Origin of the sequence: Anaeromyxobacter sp. PSR-1 (genome assembly GCF_000964525.1) — a bacterium.
Lineage (GTDB): Bacteria > Myxococcota > Myxococcia > Myxococcales > Anaeromyxobacteraceae > Anaeromyxobacter.
The window spans coordinates 1-20,880 of sequence record NZ_BAZG01000036.1; the positions used below are offsets into that span (position 1 = coordinate 1).

The window sequence follows — 20,880 nt, forward strand, 5'->3', positions numbered from 1 at the left end:
GCTCGCCGGCGACGACGAGCGTCGGCACGTCCACGTCGGGGAGGTGGGGCAGGCAGTCGTGCTCGGCGGCGGAGGCGAGCATGCGCACGAACAGCGTGGGCTCCACGCGCGAGAGATCGTCGAAGTAGCGGGTGAGGTCGGCGCGCTCGACGCGGGTGCGGTCCACCTCGAACTGCAGCGCGTACTGCATGGCGAGCTCGCTCGGGAGGAGCACCCGGAACCCGGTCCGCACCGCCTCGGGGAACCGCTCCACCAGCGCCCGCGCGAACGGGAACGCGATCCGGAGCACGGGCGAGTCGTGGAACGTGTCGATGGGCCGGCCGGGCGCGCCGCACACGAGCACCAGCGCCCGGACGCGCCCGGGCGCGCGCCGGTGCAGCTCGAGCGCCACCTGCACGCCCATGGAGTGGCCGGCGATCACGGCGGAGCGCTCGCCGGCGGCGTCGAGCACCGCCAGCAGGTCGTCCACGCAGTCCTCGAGACCGACCCGGGCCGGGTCGGCGGGCGCGGCGCTCCGGCCGTGGCCGCGGTAGTTCCAGTGGATGGTCCGGTGGCGGGCGGCGAGCGCGGGCTCGAGCGCCCGCCACACGTACCCGGCGCAGCCGATGCCGTCGGTCAGCACCACCGCGGGCTCGCCGGCGCCGTGGTTGGTCCAGTGGAGGCGGGTCCCGTCCCGGGCGACGGCCTCCTGTGCATCGGTGCGTTCCATCGGCTCCCCGTGCGTGGCCTCGGCGGCGGGCGCGTCCGCGCGCGATGCGGCGGGGCCTTGCCACGCCGCCCGCGCGTGCGCGTCCATGGAGCATGGCGTAGACTGCACGGCCCGGAGGTTCAAGCGGAATGTCGCACGGCCACCCGCACGTCCACGGAGCGCACGAGCCCTCGGCCACGACCGGGCCGGGAGGGGCCCGGGAGTGGTCCGGTGAGCAGCACGGCGCGTGCGGCCTCCACCACGCCGACCACGAGCGGGCGCACCAGCACGGCGCGCACGGGGCGGGGACGAGCCTGCGGCGCCTCGGCATCTCGCTCGGGCTCACCGCCACGATCATGGTCGCCGAGGCGGTGGGCGGCTGGATGTCCGGCTCCCTGGCGCTCGTCTCCGACGCCGGGCACATGCTCACCGACGCGGGCGCGCTCGGCCTCGCGCTCGTCGCCGCCTGGCTCTCCACCCGGCCCGCCGACGACAAGCGCACCTTCGGCTACCGCCGCGCCGAGGTGCTCGGGGCGCAGCTCAACGTGGGCGCGCTGGTGGTGCTCTCGGTCTGGATCGCCTGGGAGGCGGTCCAGCGGCTGCGCGACCCGGGCCCGCCCATCCGGCTCGAGCTCATGGCGTTCGTGGCCGGCGTCGGCCTGGCTGCGAACCTCGCCATCCTCTGGTTCCTGCACGGTGAGCACTCGCTCAACGCGCGCTCTGCGTTCCTGCACGTCCTCTCCGACACCATCTCCTCGGTGGCGATCCTGGCCGGCGCGGTGGTGATGGGCATCCGCCCGGACCTCCGCTGGATCGACCCGGTGCTCTCGCTCGCCATCGCGCTCCTCATCCTCTGGGGCGCGGTGCGGCTGATCCTCGAGATCACCGACATCCTGATGGAGAGCGTGCCCGCGCACCTCGACGCGGGGGCGATCGGCGCGCAGATGGAGTGCTGCCCGGGCGTGGTCGCCGTGCACGACCTGCACATCTGGACCATCTCGAGCGGCATGCTCTCGCTCTCCGCCCACCTGGTGGTGGAGGCGGGGAGCATGGGCCGCAACGACGAGATCCTCACCGCGGTGAAGAGCGACCTGCGCCGCCGGTACGGGATCGTCCACACCACGCTCCAGATCGAGTCGGCCGCGTACGCGCACGTGGACGACGTGCACCGGCACTGATCGCGCTCGCGCCGGGTCGCGCGGCTCCCCGCACGGCATCGCCGCGCCGCCCGCCGCCGTTATAACGGACAACCGTTCGCTTGACCGGACGGACGGGGCTCCCTAGGATGGTCATCCGCTAAAACGGATGCGGCGCCGTCGCGCCGCCAGGGAGGCAGGCATGTCTCATCGTGTGAAGCAGCCGGGCTGGCGCGCCGTCGCGCTCGCGACCGCCGCGCTGGTCGCCGTCGCGGCGCCAGCGCGCGGGGCGGAGGTGAAGCTCCTGAACGTCTCGTACGACCCGACCCGCGAGCTGTACGAGGCGGTGAACCGGGCGTTCGCGGCGCAGTGGAAGGCGCAGACCGGGCAGGAGCTGGTGGTGAAGCAGTCCCACGGCGGCTCGGGCAAGCAGGCGCGCGCCGTCATCGACGGGCTCGAGGCGGACGTGGTGACGCTCGCGCTCGCCTACGACGTGGACGCGGTGGCCAAGGCCGGGCTGGTCGCGCCGGGCTGGCAGCAGCGCCTGCCGCAGAACGCCTCGCCGTACACGTCCACCATCGTGTTCCTCGTCCGCAAGGGGAACCCGAAGCACCTCGCCGACTGGGACGACCTGGTGAAGCCGGGCGTCCAGGTGATCACACCCAACCCGAAGACCTCGGGCGGCGCGCGCTGGAACTACCTCGCGGCCTGGGCGCACGCGCTCCGCAAGCCGGGCGGGAGCGAGGCGAGCGCGAAGGCGTTCGTGAAGGCGCTGTTCCGCAACGTACCGGTGCTCGACTCGGGCGCGCGCGGCTCGACCACCACGTTCGTCGAGCGCGGCATCGGCGACGTGCTGCTCGCCTGGGAGAACGAGGCCTTCCTGGCGGTGGAGCAGCTCGGCAAGGGGGAGTTCGAGATCGTGGTGCCGCGCACCAGCATCCTGGCCGAGCCGCCGGTGGCGGTGGTGGATCGCAACGTCGACCGCCACGGCACGCGCGCGGTCGCCGAGGCGTACCTCCGGTTCCTGTACGGGCCCGAGGGGCAGGAGATCGCGGCGCGGAACTTCTACCGTCCGCGGGATCCGAAGGTCGCCGCGAAGCACGCCGGCCGCTTCCCGCAGGTGAAGCTCGTCACCGTCGACGAGGTGTTCGGCGGGTGGCAGAGGGCCCAGGCGGCGCACTTCGCCGACGGCGGGACCTTCGACCAGATCTACGTCCCCGGGACCTGAGCGGCCCCACGCACCGCGCACGCACTCCAGGAAGGGAAGCCATGACCCGACGCACCCTCATCGCAGCGCTCCTCCTCGTCGCCGCCGTCCCGGCGGCGGCGGCGGCCCAGCAGCAGGCTCCCGAGCAGCCCGCGGCCTCGTCCGCGCCCGCGGCGGAGGCCCCCAAGCCGTCCGCCGAGGCCCCGAAGCCGGCCGCGAAGCCGGCGTCCGGCCCCACGTTCTGGGGCTTCCTGAACATCCAGTACTCCCGCACCGACGCGCCGTCCCCGGCGAAGGACACGTCCAGCTTCGAGCTGCGCCGCGCCCGCATCGGCGCCCGCGGTGACCTGCTCCCGCAGGTCGGTTACGCCGTGCTGTGGGACGGCGCCGACAGCTCGCTCAAGGACGCCTACGGCGCGCTGAAGAAGCTCGCCTGGCTGCCCGGCCTCGAGCTCCGCTTCGGCCAGTGGAAGACCCCGTTCGGCTACGAACAGCCGGAGAGCGACACGAAGCTCCTCTGGGTGAACAGCTCCTACGCCGTGGCGAGCCTGGCGCGCGGGCCGGACTCGCGCGACCTCGGCGTCGGCGTCAACGGCAAGTGGGCGGTAGGGGGCGGCGTGGGGGTCGAGGTGGCGGCGTCGCTCGTGAACGGCGCCGGCCCGAACAAGAAGGACGACCTCGACGAGAAGAACGTTTGGGCGCGCGGCGGCGCGAGCGCGAAGCTCGGGCCGGCGGCGCTGCGGGTGGGCGGCTCGTACGGCTACGGCCACCAGGTCTCGTCCACCGGCGCCAACGCGCGGTTCGACGGGGCCGGGGCGGTCAACGCCGGCGCGGTGCCCGCCACCAACGACGACACGTACTTCTGGTTCCAGACCTACGGCGCCGACGCCACGCTCGACTCGCCGTGGCTGTTCGTGGCCGTGGAGCTCATCCAGTCCGAGCGCGACCTGCAGGTCCACGCCGGCACCCAGGACTTCACCCGCCGCGACGTGACGGCCCGCGGCTGGTACGCCGGGCTGTACGGCAAGAGCCCCTGGAACGTCGGCCCCGTCTTCCGCGCCGAGCGCTACGACCGCGATCGCGGCACCGGCGACAACCTGAACGAGCGGTACACCGTCGGCGCCTACGCCGACGTCGTCCCGGTGAACGCGCGGCTCATCTTCAACTACGAGCTCGACCGGTCGGACCGGCCGGTGCGCACCGGGAACCGGGCCATCGCGTTCGCGCAGGTCATCTTCTAGCCGGCGGCGGGGAGGCGAAGGGGGGAGCCCCCGGCGTCCCTGGCGCCGGGGGCTTCTTGCGTCCGCCGGGCGTCGGCGCGCGGGGGCGGGAGGGCCCGCCTGCGCCGGTCGCGGTCGCCGGCGGGCGCCTACAGCGCGCTCGCGGTGAGGCTGTCCGCCTCGCCGTCCGGCGCCGCGAAGACGCGCGCGCGCCGGGGCGACAGGTGCACCGCCTCGCCGGGCTGCAGGCCGAGCGCCTCGCCCTTGCGGACGTCCAGCTCGACCTCCACCGCCTTGCCGAAGCCGGGCGCGCTCAGCTCCACGCGGACCGCGGCGCCGAGCGGGACCAGCCGGACCACCCGCGCCTCGAAGCTGCCGGGCACCGCCGCGCGGTGGACCTCCAGCTCGTGGGGCCGGACGTAGACGTGCGCGCTCTTGCGGACGGCGCCGGCGCCGCCGGAGGTGCCGGGCGCCGCGAACTCGAGGTCGTTCACCCAGGTGCGGTTGCCGTCCACCCGGCCCTGGAACACGTTCACCGCGCCCAGGAAGCGCATGACGAACGGGCTGGCCGGCTCCTCGAACACCTGCGCCGGGGTGCCCACCTGCTCGACGCGCCCCGCGTTCATGAGCACCACCCGGTCCGAGACCTCGAAGGCCTCCTCCTGGTCGTGGGTGACGAAGACGCTGGTCACGTGCAGCTCGTCGTGGAGCCGGCGCAGCCAGCGGCGCAGCTCCTGCCGCACGCGCGCGTCGAGCGCGCCGAACGGCTCGTCGAGGAGCAGGATCCGCGGGGCGGTGGCGAGCGCGCGAGCCAGCGCCACGCGCTGCCGCTGGCCGCCGGAGAGCTGGTGCGGGTAGCGCTCGCGGAGCCCGTCGAGCTGCACCAGCGCGAGCAGCTCGTCCACCCGCGCCGTCACCTCGGCCCGCGGCCGCTTGCGAACGCGCAGCGCGAAGCCGACGTTCTCGGCGACGGTCATGTGGCGGAACAAGGCGTAGTGCTGGAACACGAGCCCCACGTTGCGCTCGCGGGCCGAGCGCGCGCCGACGTCCTCGCCGGCGTGGCGCACCTCGCCGGCGTCCGGCGACTCGAGGCCGGCCAGGATGCGCAGCAGCGTGGTCTTGCCGCAGCCGGACGGGCCGAGCAGCGCGACCAGCTCGCCCTCGGGGATCTCCAGGTTCACGTCGCGGAGGACGGGGTTCGCGTCGAACGACTTCGAGAGGCCGGTGATCTGGATGCTCATGCGTGGCTCCGGCGGGCCGTGGCCCGCGCAGACCGCTGCTTCCACTCGAGCGCCTTCTTGGCGACGAGCGTGACCAGCGCGACGAGGAACAGGAGCGACGCGACCGCGAAGGAGGCGCGGAAGGCGTACTCGTTGTAGAGGACCTCGACGTGGAGCGGGATGGTGTTGGTCACCCCGCGGACGTGGCCGGAGACCACCGAGACGGCGCCGAACTCGCCCATCGCGCGGGCGTTGCACAGGATCACCCCGTAGAGCAGGCTCCACTTCACGTTCGGCAGCGTGACGCGCGTGAGGATCTGCCAGCCGCTCGCGCCGAGCACGAGCGCCGCCTCCTCCTCCTCGACGCCTTGCGACTCCATGAACGGGATGAGCTCGCGGGCGACGAACGGGAACGTCACGAACACCGTGGCGAGGACGATCCCCGGGACCGCGAACACGACCTTCAGGCCGTGCGCGTCGAGCCACGGGCCGAGCCAGCCCTGGGCGCCGAACAGCAGCACCGTGACCATCCCCGAGATGACCGGCGAGACGCCGAAGGGCAGGTCCACCAGCGAGACGAGGAGGCTCTTGCCCCGGAAGCGGAACCGCGTCAGCGACCAGGCCGCGGCGACGCCGAACGCGGTGTTGAGCGGCACCGCGACGGCCGCCACGAGCAGCGTCAGGCGGATGGCGGCGCGGGCGTCGGGGTCGGCCACCGCGCGCCACCAGAGCTCGGCGCCGCCGCGCACCGCCTCCCAGAGCACGGCCGCGGCGGGGACCAGCACGAGCGCGGCCACGAACGCGAGCGCGAGCCCGACGAGCGCCCACCGCACCCAGGCCGGATCCTCGGTGGCGGTGCGCGCGCTCATTCCTTCCCCGTGCGCGCCCGCGTCCAGGCCTGCAGGCGGTTGATGCCGAGGAGCAGCGCGAACGAGGCGGCCAGCAGCACGCAGGCGATGGCCGCAGCGCCCGCGTAATCGTACTGCTCGAGGCGGGTCATGATGAGCAGCGGCGCGATCTCCGTCCGCAGCGGCATGTTCCCCGAGATGAACACCACCGAGCCGTACTCGCCGAGGCCGCGCGCGAACGCGAGCGCGAAGCCGGTGACGGCGGCGGGCACCAGCGCGGGGAGGATCACCCGGCGGAACGTGGCCCAGCGGCCCGCGCCCAGCGTGGCGGCCGCCTCCTCCAGCTCGGGATCGAGGTCCTCCAGCACCGGCTGGACGGTGCGGATCACGAACGGCAGGCCGATGAAGGTGAGCGCCAGCGTGACGCCCAGCGGCGAGAACGTGGCCTTCACGCCGAGCGGCTCCAGGACCGCCCCCAGCCAGCCGTTCCGGGCGTAGACCGCCGTGAGCGCGATGCCGCTCACGGCGGTGGGCAGCGCGAACGGCAGGTCCACCACCGCGTCCACCAGCGAGCGGCCGGGGAAGCGGTACCGCGCCAGCACCCACGCCACCAGCACGCCGAAGACCACGTTGACCGCGGCGCCCGCGAGCGAGGCGCCGAAGCTCAGCCGGTACGAGGCGAGCGCGCGCGGCGAGGCGACCACCGCCCAGGCCTGCGCCCAGGAGAGCGTGGACGCGCGCAGCGCCAGGGTGGAGAGCGGGACCAGCACCACCGCCGAGAGCCAGGCGACGGTGAGGCCGGTGGAGAGCCCGAACCCGGGCAGCACCCGGCGCGCGCGGCCCGCCACCGCCGTCGCGGCCGAGGCGCTCATCGGCGCTCCCCGCCGGGCGCGAGGCGGTGCAGCCCGCACTCGATCTTCTCGCGCCCGCGCCAGCGGCCGGCGCGCGGGTCCTCGCCGGGCCGGACCGGGCTGGTGCAGGGGGCGCAGCCGATCGACGGGTAGCCCTGCTCGTGCAGCGGGTTGGTGGGGACGCCCAGCCGGCGGAGGCGGCGCCACACGTCCTCCGAGGTCCAGGCGACGAGCGGGTTCACCTTGGCGAGGCCGAAGCGCGGGTCCCACTCGAACACGCGCGCGCCGGCACGGTCGGGGGTCTGGTCGCGGCGGATGCCGGTGACCCAGGCGCCGGAGGGGCCGAGCGCGGCCAGCGCCGCCCGCAGCGGGCGAACCTTGCGAGCGTCGCAGCAGGCGTCCGGATCCCGCTCCCACGGCGGCGGCTCGCCGGGCCGGACCACGGCGGGCGCCTGGCCCTGCACCGCGCGGATCCGCACCCCGTGGCGCTCCTCGAGCCGGCTCCACAGCGCGTACGTCTCCGCGAACAGGAACCCGGTGTCGAGGGTGAAGATCCCGACGGGCAGCCGCGCGCGCCCGACCGCGTCCACCAGCAGGCAGTCCTCGGCGCCGAAGCTGCACGCGAGCGCGACGCGCCCGGGGAACCGCTCGGCCGCAGCGGCCAGGATCTCCTCCGGCTCGCCGCCCTCGTGGCGCGCCGCGAGCGCCGCCAGCTCCTCCGCGATCGCCCCGCTCACTGGATCATCCCCGCGCCCACGGTGTCGTTGGTCGCCTCGTCGATCACCACGAACGCGCCGGTGGGGCGGGCGTCGGCGTACCGGTCCGCGGCCAGCGGCTGCGCGAGGCGGAGCGTCACCCGGCCGATGTCGTTCATGGCGAGCCCGTCCGCCGGCACCCGCTCCAGCGCGGCGAGATCGAGCCGCCAGGCGATCTCGCTCGCCTGCGCCCGCGTCTCGCGGGTGGTGTGGCGGACCAGGTAGCGCCGCGCCGGGGAGAGCGGCCGCTCGGACAGCCAGCACACCAGCGCGTCCACGGTGCGCGTGGGCGGCGGCCCTTCGCCGGGGTGGACCAGCAGGTCGCCGCGCGACACGTCCACCTCGTCCTCGAGCGTGAGCATCACGGACTGCTCGGCGCCCGCCGAGGCCAGGCGCTCCTCGCCGAGCCGGATCTCCTTCACGCGGGTGGTGCGGCCGGAGGGGAGCACCTGCACCGCGTCTCCCACCGCCACCGCGCCGGACTCGACCCGGCCCGCGAAGCCGCGGAAGTCGTGGTGCTCGCGCGTGTGCGGCCGGCAGACCCACTGCACCGGGAAGCGGAACCGCTCGCCGGGCGCGGAGTGCGCCGCGGGCGCCCGCTCCAGCAGCTCGAGCAGCGTCGGGCCGCGGTACCAGCCGAGGCTCGCGCCGCGCTCCACCACCATGTCGCCGTGCAGCGCCGAGATGGGCACGAAGCGGACGTCGGGGATGCCGAGCCGGGCGGCGAAGTCGCGGGCGTCCGCCTCGATGCGCGCGAACGCCTCCTCGGACCAGCCGACCAGGTCGAGCTTGTTCACCACGAACACGAGGTGCGGGATGCCCACCAGGTGCGCGATGACCGCGTGGCGGCGCGTCTGCGTGACCACGCCCTTGCGCGCGTCCACCAGGACCAGCGCGAGGTGGGCGGTGGACGCCGCGGTCACCATGTTGCGCGTGTACTGCTCGTGGCCGGGCGCGTCGGCGATGATGTACTTGCGCGACCCCGTCGAGAAGTAGCGGTACGCGACGTCGATGGTGATGCCCTGCTCGCGCTCCGCCTGCAGGCCGTCGGTGAGCAGCGACAGGTCCACCGCCTCGAGGCCACGGCGGCGCGAGGTGCGCTCGATGGCGTGGAGCGCGTCCGCCAGGATCGAGCGCGTGTCGTGCAGCAGGCGGCCGATGAGCGTGCTCTTGCCGTCGTCCACGCTCCCGCAGGTCAGGAAGCGCAGCAGCCCGTCCTCGCGGCACGCGGCCGGGGCTGGGGCGGGGTCGCTCGCGGGGACGGCCGCGATGGTGCTGGCGGTGGACACTAGAAGTAGCCCTCCTTCTTGCGCTGCTCCATCGAGGCGTCCGAGGTCTGGTCGTCGAGGCGCGTCGCTCCGCGCTCGGTCACGGTGGCGGTGGCGGTCTCGGCCACGATCTCCTCCACCGTCGCGGCGGTGGACTCGACCGGCGCGGTGCAGGTGATGTCGCCGACGGTGCGGAAGCGGACCGAGACGACCTCGACGCGCTCGCCGGGCCGCGGCGGGGTGAGGTCGGTCACCGGGACGAGCGCGCCGCCCCGGCGCACGACCGGGCGGCGGTGCGCGAAGTAGATGGACGGCAGCTCCAGCCGCTCGCGCGCGAGGTACTGCCACACGTCGAGCTCGGTCCAGTTGGAGATGGGGAAGGCGCGGATGTGCTCGCCCCTGCGGATCCGCGCGTTGTAGAGGCTCCACAGCTCCGGCCGCTGGTGCTTGGGATCCCACTGGCCGAGGTCGTCGCGGAACGAGAACACCCGCTCCTTGGCCCGGGCCTTCTCCTCGTCGCGCCGCGCGCCGCCGATGCAGGCGTCGAACCCGTGCTCCGCGACGGCGTCGAGCAGCGTGACCGACTGGTGCCGGTTCCGGGGCTCGTCCGGCCGCGCCAGCACCACCTTGCCCTCGCGGATCGAGTCCTCCACCGAGCGCACCACCAGCCGCTCCCCCAGCTCCGCCGCCCGGCGGTCCCGGAACGCGACCACCTCGGGGTAGTTGTGGCCGGTGTCGACGTGCAGCAGCGGGAAGGGGAAGCGCGCCGGGCGGAACGCCTTCTCGGCCAGCCGCAGCAGGCAGATGGAGTCCTTGCCGCCGGAGAACAGCAGCGCGGGGTTCGCGCACTGCCCCGCGACCTCGCGCAGCACGTGGATCGCCTCGGCCTCGAGCCAGTCGAGGTGGGCGAGGGGGCGGCGCACCGTGATTGGATGGATGTCCGTCATAACGGAAACGGCATCCTAGTTAACGGAGGAACGTCCCGTCAAGCGGACGTGCCGTCCGCGGCCCGCCGGCCGGTCGCTCGCGTGCTATGAACCCTGCGTGCTCACGCGGATCCTCGCGTTCCGTCCGCCCGGCGTGCTCGGCCGGCTGCCGCCCCACAGCGGCGCCTGCCCGCTGTCGCTCCGCGAGCTGATGGGCCCGGCGGTGGAGCTGGGGACGGCGCTCCCGCTCGTGGCCGCGCCGTCCGCGGCGGTGGCGCGCGCCGCCCTGGTGGCGGCGAAGGAGCTGGGGAGCGCGCTGGGCCTGGCGCTCCCGTCGGGCGTCGCGCCGGAGCCCTGGTTCGCGACCGTGGCCGCGGCCGCCGACGAGGTCGCGGCCGGCCTGCCCATCTTCCTCTCCGCCGAGGTGCAGGTGGAGGGCGAGGCCGCCATGCAGGTGGACCGCGCCTGCCAGGAGGCGTGGCGCCTGGTGGACGCGGGGCTCACGCACCTGGCCCTCGACGCGTCCGGGGTCGCCGCGGAGGAGCGCGCCCGCGTGCTCGCCGAGGTGGCCGCGGGGGCGCTGGAGCGCGGGGTGTGCGTGGACTGCGTGGTGCCGATCGACCCGGGCGTCCCCGCGGCGCGGCAGGCGGCGGTGCTGTTCGAGGCGCTCGCGGCGCGCGGCGCCCCGCCCGACGTCGCGAGCGTGCGCTGTCCGGCGCCGGCGGGCCCGGAGGACGCGCGCGCCCAGGTGGCCGCGCTGGCGCGGCTCTCGGCGGCGCTCGCCGGCGTGCCCATCGTGCGCCGGGGGCCGGTGTCCCGCCCGCTGCTCGGGCTGCTCGCCGGTTCGCCGGTGAAGGCCTGCGAGGACGGGGGCGCGGCCGCGGCGCGCGCGCGGGCGCCGCTCGGCGGCGGGGCCGACGAGGCCGACCGGCGCGAGGCCCGCGTCTACGTCGAGGTGATGGACTTCCTCGAGCGGCTGGGGGCGGCAGGCAGCGCGCGGGGGCTGGCGCGGGCGCTGGAGGCGCGGCTCGCCGAGGACCGCGCGTGACGCGCATCATCGCCGGGACCGCGCGCGGCCGGCGGCTGGCCGTGCCGAAGGGGCAGGGGACGCGGCCCACCAGCGACAAGGTCCGGGGCGCGGTCTTCAACCTGCTCGGCCAGTTCTTCGACGGCGGCGACGTGCTCGACCTCTACGCGGGCACCGGCGCCCTGGCGCTCGAGGCGCTCTCGCGCGGCTGCGCGCGCGCCGTGTGCGTCGAGGCGGATCGCCCCACCGCGGAGCTGCTGCGACGCAACGCGGAGACCTGCGGCTGGGCCGACCGCGTCGAGGTGGTGCGCGGGCGGGTGCCGGAGGCGCTGGCGCGGCTCGCGCCGGGGCGGTTCGCGCTGGCGTTCGTCGATCCGCCCTACGCGGAGGGGCCGGACGCGGCGCTGGCGGCGCTGGGGCCGCTGCTCGCGCCGGGCGGACGGGCGGTCGCCGAGCACGACGCCCGCCGCCCGCCCGTGGACCGGATCGGTCCACTCTCGCTGGCGGATCGGCGCACGTACGGGGGCACGGGAATCTCGATCTACCAGCGCGACTGAGCGATACTGCGCACCCCTCATGAACCGCGCCGCCATCTACCCTGGCTCGTTCGACCCGCTCACCAACGGTCACCTCGCGATCATCCAGCGCGGGCTGAACCTGTTCGACCGGCTCGTCGTCGCGGTCGCGAACAACCCGCAGAAGTCGCCGATGTTCACGGTGGACGAGCGCAAGGCGCTCATCCGCGAGGCGGTGGGCAACGATCCGCGCGTCGAGGTGGACTCCTTCGACGGCCTGATGGTGGACTACGCGCGCACGCGCGGCATTCCGAAGGTGCTGCGCGGGCTGCGGGCGGTCTCGGACTTCGAGTACGAGTTCCAGCTCGCGAACATGAACAAGAAGCTGCTGCCGGAGTTCGAGTCGGTCTTCGTGATGACCGGCGAGGACTACTTCTTCGTCTCGGCGCGGCTGGTCCGGGAGGTGGCGCAGTTCGGCGGCAACGTCGAGGGGCTGGTGCCGCCGAACGTGCTCGAGGCGCTCCAGCGCAAGCTGGGCCGCCCGCCGCGCAGCTGATCCGCGGCGCCCGCCGCCCCCGGGGGAAGGCCGCCGGCCGCGCAGGACGCCCCTGGCGGTGAGCACCCGTTCTGGTATTCTCGTTTCCCTTTTTTTCACGCCGCGGACGCTCGGCGGCGGTCACCTTCTCTCCGAGGGAACGGAACCATGAAGCTCGCGAAGCGGCTGGACGTGGTCAAGCCGTCGCCCACCCTGGCCATCACCGCGAAGGCGCGGGAGATGAAGTCGAAGGGCATCGACGTGGTCGGGTTCGGCGCCGGCGAGCCGGACTTCGACACGCCGTCCATGATCAAGGACGCGGCGAAGAAGGCGATCGACGCCGGCTTCACGAAGTACACGCCCACGAACGGCATCCCGGAGCTGCGCGAGGCCATCTCGGCGCGCATCCGCGAGGAGCACAAGCTCGGCTACAAGGCGAGCGAGGTGCTGGTCTCGTGCGGCGGCAAGCACGCGCTCTACAACCTGTTCCAGGCGCTGCTGAACGACGGCGACGAGGTCGTCATCTTCACGCCGTACTGGGTCTCCTACGCCGACATGGTCCGGGTGGCGGGCGGCGTGCCCGTGCTGGTCGAGACCACCATGGACACCGGCTTCGACTCGGCGCCGGAGCAGATCCGCAAGGCGATCGGCCCGAAGACGCGCGCGGTGATCGTGAACAGCCCGTCGAACCCGACCGGCGCGATGCTCTCCCGCCGCACGCTCGAGACGGTGATCTCCTGCGTGAAGGGCACCGACATCCTGGTCGTCTCCGACGACATCTACGACAAGCTCGTCTACCGCGGGAAGTTCGAGAACGTCCTCGACCTCGACCCGTCGCTGCAGGGCCAGGTGGCGCTCGTGAACGGCGCCTCCAAGACCTTCTCCATGACCGGGTGGCGCATCGGCTGGACGGCCGGCCCGCAGGCGCTCATCTCGGCCATGCAGAAGCTGCAGGACAACTCCACCTCCAACCCGACCTCGATCGCGCAGAAGGCCGCGCTCGCCGCGCTCACGCAGCCGGGCGTGGACGACGAGGTGGAGAAGATGCGCAAGACGTTCGACGAGCGGCGCAAGCACATCGTGGCGCGCCTGAACGCCATCGACGGCGTCCGCTGCTTCGATCCGGGCGGCGCGTTCTACGCGTTCCCGTACGTCGGCGAGCTGCTGAAGCGGACCGCCCCCGGCGCGAGCGCGCCGCTCGGCACCGACGACAAGCTCATCGACCTGCTCCTCGAGAAGCACCTCGTCGCCGCGGTCCCGGGCTCCGCCTTCGGCGCGCCCGGCTACATGCGCCTGTCGTTCGCCACCTCGATGGAGCAGATCGACAAGGGCTGCGACCGCATCGCGGAGATGGCGAAGAGCCTGAAGTAGCCCGGGCAGCCCGCCCCGGGCAGCCCGCCTGACGGCGCCCCGCCGGCCACCGGGCCGCTCGGGGCGTCGTGCTTTCGGGGGTCACGGCGCCGGAATCTCCACCCGCCGAACGAGGGAGCGTGTGCTAGCCTGCCGGCCATGGACGCGCCTCGGGAGGTGTGGGGAGACCTCGCGACCACCGCCTTCGTCGAGTCGAGCCTGCTGTTCCGGTCGCTCGACCCGGACGCGCTCCGCGATCTCGTCCAGCTCGCCCGCGCGGTGGACGCCGCGGCCGGCGAGACCGTCTCGGCCGAGGACGACGACGGCTTCTACCTGCTGATGGACGGGCGGGCCGAGGTGCTCGCCGGCGGCGAGGCGCTGGGCCAGCTCGAGCGCGGCGCCTGCTTCGGCGAGGGGCGGGTGCTCGGCGGCGGTCGCCCGGCCGCCCTGGTGGCGCGCACCGCGGTCACGGCGGTCGCCTTCCCGGCGCCGATGGTCGCGGCGATGGCCGAGCGCTTCCCGCGCCTGCGCAAGCTGCTGGAGGCGGCGCGGGCCGCCCGGGAGAAGGCCGTCCACGGCGCCTGACAGGCGGTCGGGAGGCGGGCCCGAACGCGGCCGCTCACCCCGAGCGTAGCCCCGCCGCGAGGCGGGGCGGAGTCGAGGGGGCGGGCGGCCGGACGGGTGCGCGGGAGCGCGCGGCGGGGTCCCATCGGCGGGGCGGTGTGTGCTAGGTTCCGCGCCCATGCCGCGCCGCACGGACATCAAGAAGATCATGATCGTGGGCTCCGGGCCGATCGTCATCGGCCAGGCCTGCGAGTTCGACTACTCGGGCACCCAGGCGTGCAAGGCCTTGAAGGAGGAGGGGTACGAGGTCGTGCTCCTCAACTCCAACCCGGCCACCATCATGACCGACCCGGGGTTCGCCGACCGGACCTACGTCGAGCCCATCACCCCGGAGACCGCCGAGCTGATCCTGGCGCGCGAGAAGCCGGACGTGCTGCTCCCGACGCTGGGCGGCCAGACGGCGCTCAACCTGGCGGTGGCGCTCGCCCGGAACGGCGCGCTGGCGCGCCACGGCGTGGAGCTGATCGGCGCGTCGCTCGAGGCCATCGAGAAGGCCGAGGACCGGCTCCTGTTCAAGGAGGCGATGGAGCGCGTCGGGGTGGAGCTGCCCAAGAGCGGCTACGCCACCAGCTGGGAGGAGGCGCGGGCCATCGCCCGCGACATCGGCTTCCCCATCATCATCCGCCCGAGCTTCACCATGGGCGGCGAGGGCGGCGGCGTCGCCTACAACCTCGAGGAGTTCGAGCCGCTGGCGCGGCGCGCGCTCACGCTCTCCCCGACGCACACGATCCTCTGCGAGGAGTCGATCATCGGGTGGAAGGAGTACGAGCTCGAGGTGATGCGCGACCGGAAGGACAACGTCGTCATCATCTGCTCGATCGAGAACTTCGACCCGATGGGCGTGCACACCGGCGACTCGATCACGGTCGCGCCGGCCCAGACGCTCACCGACAAGGAGTACCAGCGGATGCGCGAGGCGGGCCTGCGCATCATCCGCGAGATCGGCGTCGAGACCGGCGGGTCCAACATCCAGTTCGGCGTGCACCCGAAGACCGGGCGCATGGTGGTCATCGAGATGAACCCGCGCGTGTCGCGGTCGTCCGCGCTCGCGTCCAAGGCCACCGGCTTCCCCATCGCCAAGATCGCCGCGAAGCTCGCGGTGGGCTACACGCTCGACGAGATCAAGAACGACATCACCCGCTACACGCCGGCCTCCTTCGAGCCGACCATCGACTACGTGGTCACGAAGGTGCCGCGCTTCGCCTTCGAGAAGTTCCGCGGCGCCGACGACACGCTCACCACGCAGATGAAGTCGGTGGGCGAGGTGATGGCCATCGGCCGGACCTTCCAGGAGTCGCTCCAGAAGGCCATCCGCGGCCTGGAGATCGACCGCTGCGGCCTGGAGTCGCCGCTCGGCAAGCGCCCGGGCGACGCCTACGCGCCGGACGAGGTGGAGCGGGTCCGCGCCGAGGCGCGCGTGCCGCGCGCGCACCGGCTGTTCTGGCTGGCGGAGTGCTTCCGCGCCGGCCTCGGCGTGGACGACGTGCACGGGATCACCCACGTGGACCCGTGGTTTCTGCGCGAGGTGGAGGAGCTCGTCGCCACCGAGCGGACGCTGGCCCGCGGCGTCCCCGCCACCGCCGAGGCGTTCCGCGCGGTGAAGCGGATGGGCTTCTCCGACAAGCGCATCGCGCAGCTCGCCGGCCGCAAGGAGGCCGAGGTCCGCGAGGCGCGCCACGCGCTCGGCGTCCGCCCGGTGTTCAAGCGCGTGGACACCTGCGCGGCCGAGTTCGAGGCCTACACGCCCTACCTCTACTCGACCTACGAGGAGGAGTGCGAGGCGGCCCCGACCGACCGGCCCAAGGTGATGATCCTGGGCGGTGGCCCGAACCGCATCGGGCAGGGCATCGAGTTCGACTACTGCTGCGTGCACGCGTCGTTCGCGCTGTCCAAGGCCGGGTTCGAGACCATCATGGTCAACTGCAACCCGGAGACGGTCTCGACCGACTACGACACCTCCGATCGCCTCTACTTCGAGCCGCTCACGCTCGAGGACGTGCTCGAGATCGTGCACGTCGAGAAGCCGAAGGGGCTCATCGTCCAGTACGGCGGCCAGACGCCGCTCAAGCTGGCGGTGCCGCTCCACGCGCTCGGCGTGCCCATCTTCGGCACCGCCCCGGACGCCATCGACCGGGCCGAGGACCGCGAGCGCTTCGCCGCGCTCATCGAGAAGCTCGGGCTCCGCCAGCCGCGGAACGGCGTCGCGCGCAGCGCCGACGAGGCGTTCGCGGTGGCGCACCGCATCGGCTACCCGGCCATGGTCCGCCCGTCCTACGTGCTGGGCGGCCGCGCCATGGAGGTCGTCTACGACGACCGCGACCTCGAGACCTACCTGCGCGAGGCGGTGCAGGCCTCCAACGAGCGCCCGGTGCTCATCGACCGCTTCCTCAAGGACGCGGCCGAGGTGGACGTGGACGTGGTCTCGGACGGCCGCGACGTCACCGTGGGCGGCGTGATGGAGCACATCGAGGAGGCCGGCATCCACTCCGGCGACTCCGCCTGCGCGCTCCCGCCGTACAGCCTGCGCCCCGAGCACGTGGCCGAGATCGAGCGCCAGTCGGTGGCGATGGCGCGCGAGCTGGGCGTGGTCGGCCTGATGAACGTGCAGTTCGCCATCCAGGGCGACGACATCTACGTCCTCGAGGTGAACCCGCGCGCGAGCCGCACCGTGCCGTTCGTGGGCAAGGCCACCGGCCTGCCGCTCGCGAAGGCGGGCGCGCTCTGCATGGTGGGCAAGACGCTGGCCGAGGCCGGCGTGTCCTCGGCGCGGCGGCCGCGGCACACCTCGGTGAAGGAGGCGGTGTTCCCGTTCGCGCGCTTCCGCGGGGTGGACACCGTCCTCGGCCCGGAGATGAAGTCCACCGGCGAGGTGATGGGCGTCTCCGACGACTTCTACCGCGCGTTCTTCAAGGCGCAGGCGGCCGCGGGCAACGCGCTGCCGGCGACCGGCGAGGGGCGGCGCGCGTTCGTCTCGGTGCGCGACGCCGACAAGCCCGCGGTGGTGGACATCGCCCGGCGGCTCGCGAAGCTCGGGTTCGAGGTGCTCGCGACCACCGGCACCGCCGCGTTCCTGGCCGGGCACGGCCTCGAGACCACCCGCGTGCGCAAGGTGAACGAGGGCCGGCCGTCGATCGTGGACCGCATCATCGACGGCGACGTGCACTTCGTGGTGAACACCACCGCCGGCAAGCAGGAGATCGCCGACAGCTACTCCATCCGGCGCGAGACGCTGATGAAGGGGCTGCCGTACTTCACGACGCTCACCGGCGCGCGCGCGGCGGTCGGCGCCATGGAGGCCGCGCGGGGCGGCGCGCCCTCGGTGCGCACCATCCAGGAGTACCACGGGGGCTGACGGCGGGGCCGGGGGCGGCCGCTGGATCGTTGACACGGCCTCCGCGGCGCTCTAGTGAAGGAGAGGAACGCGGCCGCTCCGGGCATCTCCGGGGTCGGCCGTCCTCGTTTTTCGGGAAGGTGAAACGATGCAGCGCGTCCCCATGACCAAGGGCGGCCTCGTCCGGCTGAAGGATGAGCTGAGGCGGCTCAAGAGCGTCGAGCGTCCCAAGATCGTGAAGGAGATCGCGGAGGCGCGCGCGCACGGGGATCTCTCCGAGAACGCCGAGTACCATGCGGCCAAGGAGAAGCAGAGCCACATCGAGGGCCGCATCGCGCAGGTGGAGCACTGGATCGCCAGCGCCGAGGTCATCGACGTCACCAAGCACGCCGGCGACCGCGTGGTGTTCGGCGCGACCGTCTCGCTCGAGGACACCGAGTCGGGCGACCAGGTGACGTACCGCATCGTGGGCGAGCTGGAGGCCGACCTGAAGCAGGGCAAGATCTCGGTCACCAGCCCGATCGCGCGCGCGCTCATCGGGCGCAGCGAGGGCGACACGGTGGTGGTCCGCTCGCCCGGCGGCGAGAAGGAGTACGAGATCCAGTCGATCGCGTTCGTGGAGGAGGAGCTGCCGACGGAGTCCGAGTAGTCGGACCCGGCTGGTAGCCTCGCCGCCGTGGAGCGCAAGCAGGGCGGCCCGGCGGATCCGCGCCAGGAGGGAGACCTCCCGGGCGCCGCGGCGGCCCGTGCGCTCGAGGCGCTCCTGCCGCCGCTCCGGTTCGCGGTGAAGGACGGCTTCGCCGGCGCGTCCCGGCTCGCCGGCTTCGGCGAGACGGTGCACGGCGCGGTCGCGCGCGCCCGCGCGGCCGGGGCCGGCGACTCCCCGGCGCTGCGCCGGCTGGAGCTGGAGGCGGAGGGCTTCGACGCGCTCCCGCTCGCCGCCCGCCGCAAGGCGCTGGCGCGCATCGCCGCCGACCTCGCCGCGCTCATCCCGGTCCCCCGAGGAGCTGCGCGCGCTCGCGCGCGCCGCGCGCGTGGAGGCCGAGGCCCGGCCCGGGGGCGCCCCGCCGCCGCCCGCCGCAAAGGCCCCGCCGTCGGCCGCAAAGGCCCCCGCCGCCGGTCGCGGAAGCCGCCCCGCGCCCGCCGCTCGCGCCCGATCCGCCCTGGCATCCGCTCCCCGACGCGCGCACGCCGGAGGAGCGCGCCGCCCGCCGCCGGCGCCTCGCCACGCGCCTCGCCGACCTGCCGCGGGTCCACCCGGCGCCGCGCGCGCTGCTGGAGGAGCGCGGGCGCGAGACGGTCGAGGCGGCCCTGGAGCTGTGGCCGCGCGCCTACCAGGACCGCACCGCGCTGCGCCGCATCTCCGAGCTGCGGGTGGGGGACGAGGCGACGGTGCTCGGGACCGTGGCCCACGTGCGCGTCCAGCGGATGCGGAACGGCCGGCCGCTGCTCAAGGTGGGCGTGCAGGAGGGCGGCTCGGCGCTGGAGCTCGTCTTCTTCAACCCGCCGCCCTGGCGGCTGAAGCAGTTCGCGGCGGGCGAGTCGCTGCTCTGCTCCGGCAAGGTCACCGAGGGCTTCGGCGCGCGGCGGCAGATGAGCCAGCCGGAGGTGGAGAAGGTCCAGGCCGGCGACTCCGCGAACTTCGGCCGGATCGTGCCGGTGTACCCGGGCCCCGCCGACTACCAGCACCCCGCGCTCCGCAAGCTGATGAAGCGGCTGGTGGACGAGCTCGCGCCGGCGGCGGTGGACGACGTGCCGGCGGAGATCCGCGCCCGCCGGGCGCTCGCCGGCCGCGCCGAGGCGCTGCGCGACGCGCACTTCCCGCCGCCCGGCACCGACCCGCTCCGCGCGGCCGAGCGCGTCACCCCCGCGTTCCGGCGGCTCGTGTTCGAGGAGCTGTTCTTCCTGCAGCTCGCGCTCGCCATGCGGCGGCGCGGCGTCCGCGCAGAGGCCGGGATCGCGTTCGACGCCTCGCCGGCGGCGCTGGCCCGCGCGGTCGAGCCGCTGCCGTTCCGGCTGACCGGCGCCCAGGAGCGCGCGCTCGCGGAGATCGCCCGGGACATGGCGGAGCCCGAGCCCATGAACCGCCTGCTGCAGGGCGACGTGGGCAGCGGCAAGACCGCGGTCGCGTTCGCCGCGATGATGCTGGCGGTGCGGTCGGGCTGGCAGGCGGCGCTGATGGTGCCGACCGAGATCCTGGCCGAGCAGCACGCGCGCACGCTGTCGCGCTGGCTGGAGGGGCGCGGGGTCGAGGTGGCGCTGGTGGGCGCGAGCGCGCGCGGCAAGGCGCAGCGCGAGGCGCGCGCGGCGGTGGCGGAGGGCAGGGCGCGCATCGCGGTGGGGACGCACGCGCTGCTGGAGCAGGCGGTGGGGTTCGAGCGGCTCGGCCTGGTGGTGGTGGACGAGCAGCACCGCTTCGGCGTGATGCAGCGGGCCTCGCTCATCTCCAAGGGGCGCCGGCCCGACGTGCTGGTCATGACCGCCACGCCCATCCCCCGCACGCTGGCCCTCGCGTTCTACGGCGACCTCGACCAGTCCAAGATCTCCGAGCTGCCGCCGGGCCGCACCCCGGTGACCACGCGGCTGTTCGGCGACTCGCAGCGGAAGGCGGCCTACGCGCTCGCGCGCGGCGAGCTGGAGGCGGGCCGCCAGGTGTACGTGGTCTACCCGCTGGTGGAGGAGTCGGAGAAGTCCGACCTCGCCGACGCGACCACCGGCGCGACCGAGCTGGCGAAGGTGTTCCCGGGCCACGAGATCGGGCTGCTGCACGGGCGGATGAAGCCGGAGGAGAAGCAGCGGGTCATGGACCGCTTCCGCGCGGGCGAGCTCCAGGTGCTGGTGGCGACCACCGTCATCGAGGTGGGCGTGGACGTGCCGAACGCGAGCGTCATGATCGTCGAGCACGCCGAGCGCTTCGGCCTGTCCCAGCTCCACCAGCTCCGGGGGAGGGTGGGGCGCGGCGCGGCGAAGAGCTTCTGCCTGCTGCTCGCGCACTTCCGGCGCGCCGGCGACGAGGCGCGCGAGCGGCTGCGGGCCATGGAGGAGACGCAGGACGGCTTCGAGATCGCGCGGGTGGACCTGCGCATCCGCGGCCCCGGCGAGCTGCTCGGCACCCGGCAGTCCGGGCAGAAGCTGCTCGACGTCGCCGACCTCTACCGCGACGAGGCCATCCTGGAGGAGGCGCGCGAGGAGGCGTTCGGCCTGGTGGAGCGCGACCCGGACCTCGCCCGCCCGGAGCACGCGGCGGCGCGCGAGGCGCTGGCCGGCCGCTGGGCGGGGCGGCTCTCGCTGGCGCAGGTGGGCTAGCGCGGGCGGCCGACCCCGGCGGGCTCGCCCCGGCGGACGGCGGCGGCGCGCCACCTCGCGGGCGCGGCGCGGG

Annotated in this window: 18 protein-coding genes; 11 read left to right on the plus strand and 7 right to left on the minus strand. The window is 74.2% G+C overall.

Annotated elements, in window-relative coordinates:
• On the minus strand, window positions 1-709 hold a 709-nt coding region (locus PSR1_RS08180), incomplete at its 3' end, for an alpha/beta hydrolase (protein ID WP_237757873.1).
• Between the two features lie 128 nt (window positions 710-837).
• Between PSR1_RS08180 and PSR1_RS08185 the strand changes: the two genes are divergently transcribed.
• From PSR1_RS08185 to PSR1_RS08195, 3 genes are all read left to right on the plus strand, one after another.
• The gene (locus tag PSR1_RS08185) at window positions 838-1,866 is read left to right on the plus strand and encodes a cation diffusion facilitator family transporter (protein WP_059437124.1); all 1,029 of its coding nucleotides are present in this window, start codon (window positions 838-840) and stop codon (window positions 1,864-1,866) included.
• Window positions 1,867-2,026: 160 nt separating this feature from the next.
• Window positions 2,027-3,052, plus strand: a complete 1,026-nt coding sequence (locus tag PSR1_RS08190) for a sulfate ABC transporter substrate-binding protein (RefSeq protein ID WP_082100174.1) — start codon at window positions 2,027-2,029, stop codon at window positions 3,050-3,052.
• 41 nt (window positions 3,053-3,093) lie between these two features.
• Window positions 3,094-4,272, plus strand: coding sequence for a porin (locus tag PSR1_RS08195; RefSeq protein ID WP_059437125.1), 1,179 nt, complete (start codon window positions 3,094-3,096; stop codon window positions 4,270-4,272).
• 128 nt (window positions 4,273-4,400) lie between these two features.
• Here the strand turns inward: PSR1_RS08195 and PSR1_RS08200 are convergent, their stop codons facing one another.
• Genes PSR1_RS08200 through cysD form a run of 6 tightly spaced genes read right to left on the minus strand, consistent with a single transcriptional unit; the run spans window position 4,401 to window position 10,140 of the window.
• Window positions 4,401-5,492 (minus strand): sulfate/molybdate ABC transporter ATP-binding protein, encoded by a 1,092-nt coding sequence (locus tag PSR1_RS08200; protein ID WP_059437126.1) that lies wholly within the window; start codon window positions 5,490-5,492, stop codon window positions 4,401-4,403.
• Entirely contained in the window at window positions 5,489-6,340 is an 852-nt protein-coding gene (cysW, locus tag PSR1_RS08205; RefSeq protein WP_059437127.1) for a sulfate ABC transporter permease subunit CysW, read from the minus strand. Before cysW ends, PSR1_RS08200 begins: the two co-directional genes overlap by 4 nt.
• On the minus strand, window positions 6,337-7,191 hold the full coding sequence (gene cysT / locus PSR1_RS08210; protein ID WP_193388345.1) for a sulfate ABC transporter permease subunit CysT: 855 nt from the start codon (window positions 7,189-7,191) through the stop codon (window positions 6,337-6,339). The genes cysW and cysT overlap by 4 nt, the downstream gene beginning before the upstream one ends.
• On the minus strand, window positions 7,188-7,907 hold the full coding sequence (locus tag PSR1_RS08215) for a phosphoadenylyl-sulfate reductase (protein ID WP_059437128.1): 720 nt from the start codon (window positions 7,905-7,907) through the stop codon (window positions 7,188-7,190). The genes cysT and PSR1_RS08215 overlap by 4 nt, the downstream gene beginning before the upstream one ends.
• Complete coding sequence (locus tag PSR1_RS08220) at window positions 7,904-9,214, minus strand: sulfate adenylyltransferase subunit 1 (RefSeq protein ID WP_237757874.1); 1,311 nt, start codon at window positions 9,212-9,214, stop codon at window positions 7,904-7,906. Before PSR1_RS08220 ends, PSR1_RS08215 begins: the two co-directional genes overlap by 4 nt.
• Window positions 9,214-10,140, minus strand: coding sequence for a sulfate adenylyltransferase subunit CysD (gene cysD, locus PSR1_RS08225; protein WP_059437129.1), 927 nt, complete (start codon window positions 10,138-10,140; stop codon window positions 9,214-9,216). The genes PSR1_RS08220 and cysD overlap by 1 nt, the downstream gene beginning before the upstream one ends.
• Before the next feature lie 97 nt (window positions 10,141-10,237).
• On the opposite strand from cysD, the gene PSR1_RS08230 reads away from it, so the two are divergent.
• The 8 genes from PSR1_RS08230 to recG all read left to right on the plus strand — a co-directional run bounded on the left by PSR1_RS08230 (window position 10,238) and on the right by recG (window position 20,807).
• Entirely contained in the window at window positions 10,238-11,167 is a 930-nt protein-coding gene (locus tag PSR1_RS08230; protein ID WP_059437130.1) for a hypothetical protein, read from the plus strand.
• Window positions 11,164-11,703: a 16S rRNA (guanine(966)-N(2))-methyltransferase RsmD gene (gene rsmD / locus PSR1_RS08235; protein ID WP_011420789.1), complete on the plus strand. Its 540-nt coding sequence runs from the start codon at window positions 11,164-11,166 to the stop codon at window positions 11,701-11,703. The genes PSR1_RS08230 and rsmD overlap by 4 nt, the downstream gene beginning before the upstream one ends.
• A gap of 19 nt (window positions 11,704-11,722) precedes the next feature.
• Window positions 11,723-12,217 carry a pantetheine-phosphate adenylyltransferase gene (gene coaD, locus PSR1_RS08240; protein WP_059437131.1) on the plus strand — a complete coding sequence of 165 codons (495 nt, stop codon included), beginning with the start codon at window positions 11,723-11,725 and terminating at the stop codon, window positions 12,215-12,217.
• A gap of 147 nt (window positions 12,218-12,364) precedes the next feature.
• A complete protein-coding gene (locus PSR1_RS08245; RefSeq protein WP_059437132.1) occupies window positions 12,365-13,567 on the plus strand; it encodes a pyridoxal phosphate-dependent aminotransferase in 1,203 nt (400 codons plus the stop codon).
• Window positions 13,568-13,705: 138 nt separating this feature from the next.
• Window positions 13,706-14,131, plus strand: coding sequence for a cyclic nucleotide-binding domain-containing protein (locus PSR1_RS08250; RefSeq protein WP_059437133.1), 426 nt, complete (start codon window positions 13,706-13,708; stop codon window positions 14,129-14,131).
• Between the two features lie 157 nt (window positions 14,132-14,288).
• A complete protein-coding gene (gene carB, locus PSR1_RS08255) occupies window positions 14,289-17,522 on the plus strand; it encodes a carbamoyl-phosphate synthase large subunit (protein ID WP_059437134.1) in 3,234 nt (1,077 codons plus the stop codon).
• A gap of 127 nt (window positions 17,523-17,649) precedes the next feature.
• On the plus strand, window positions 17,650-18,150 hold the full coding sequence (greA, locus tag PSR1_RS08260) for a transcription elongation factor GreA (protein ID WP_059437135.1): 501 nt from the start codon (window positions 17,650-17,652) through the stop codon (window positions 18,148-18,150).
• Window positions 18,151-18,743: 593 nt separating this feature from the next.
• The gene (gene recG / locus PSR1_RS08265) at window positions 18,744-20,807 is read left to right on the plus strand and encodes an ATP-dependent DNA helicase RecG (protein WP_237757875.1); all 2,064 of its coding nucleotides are present in this window, start codon (window positions 18,744-18,746) and stop codon (window positions 20,805-20,807) included.
• Window positions 20,808-20,880 lie beyond the last annotated feature (73 nt).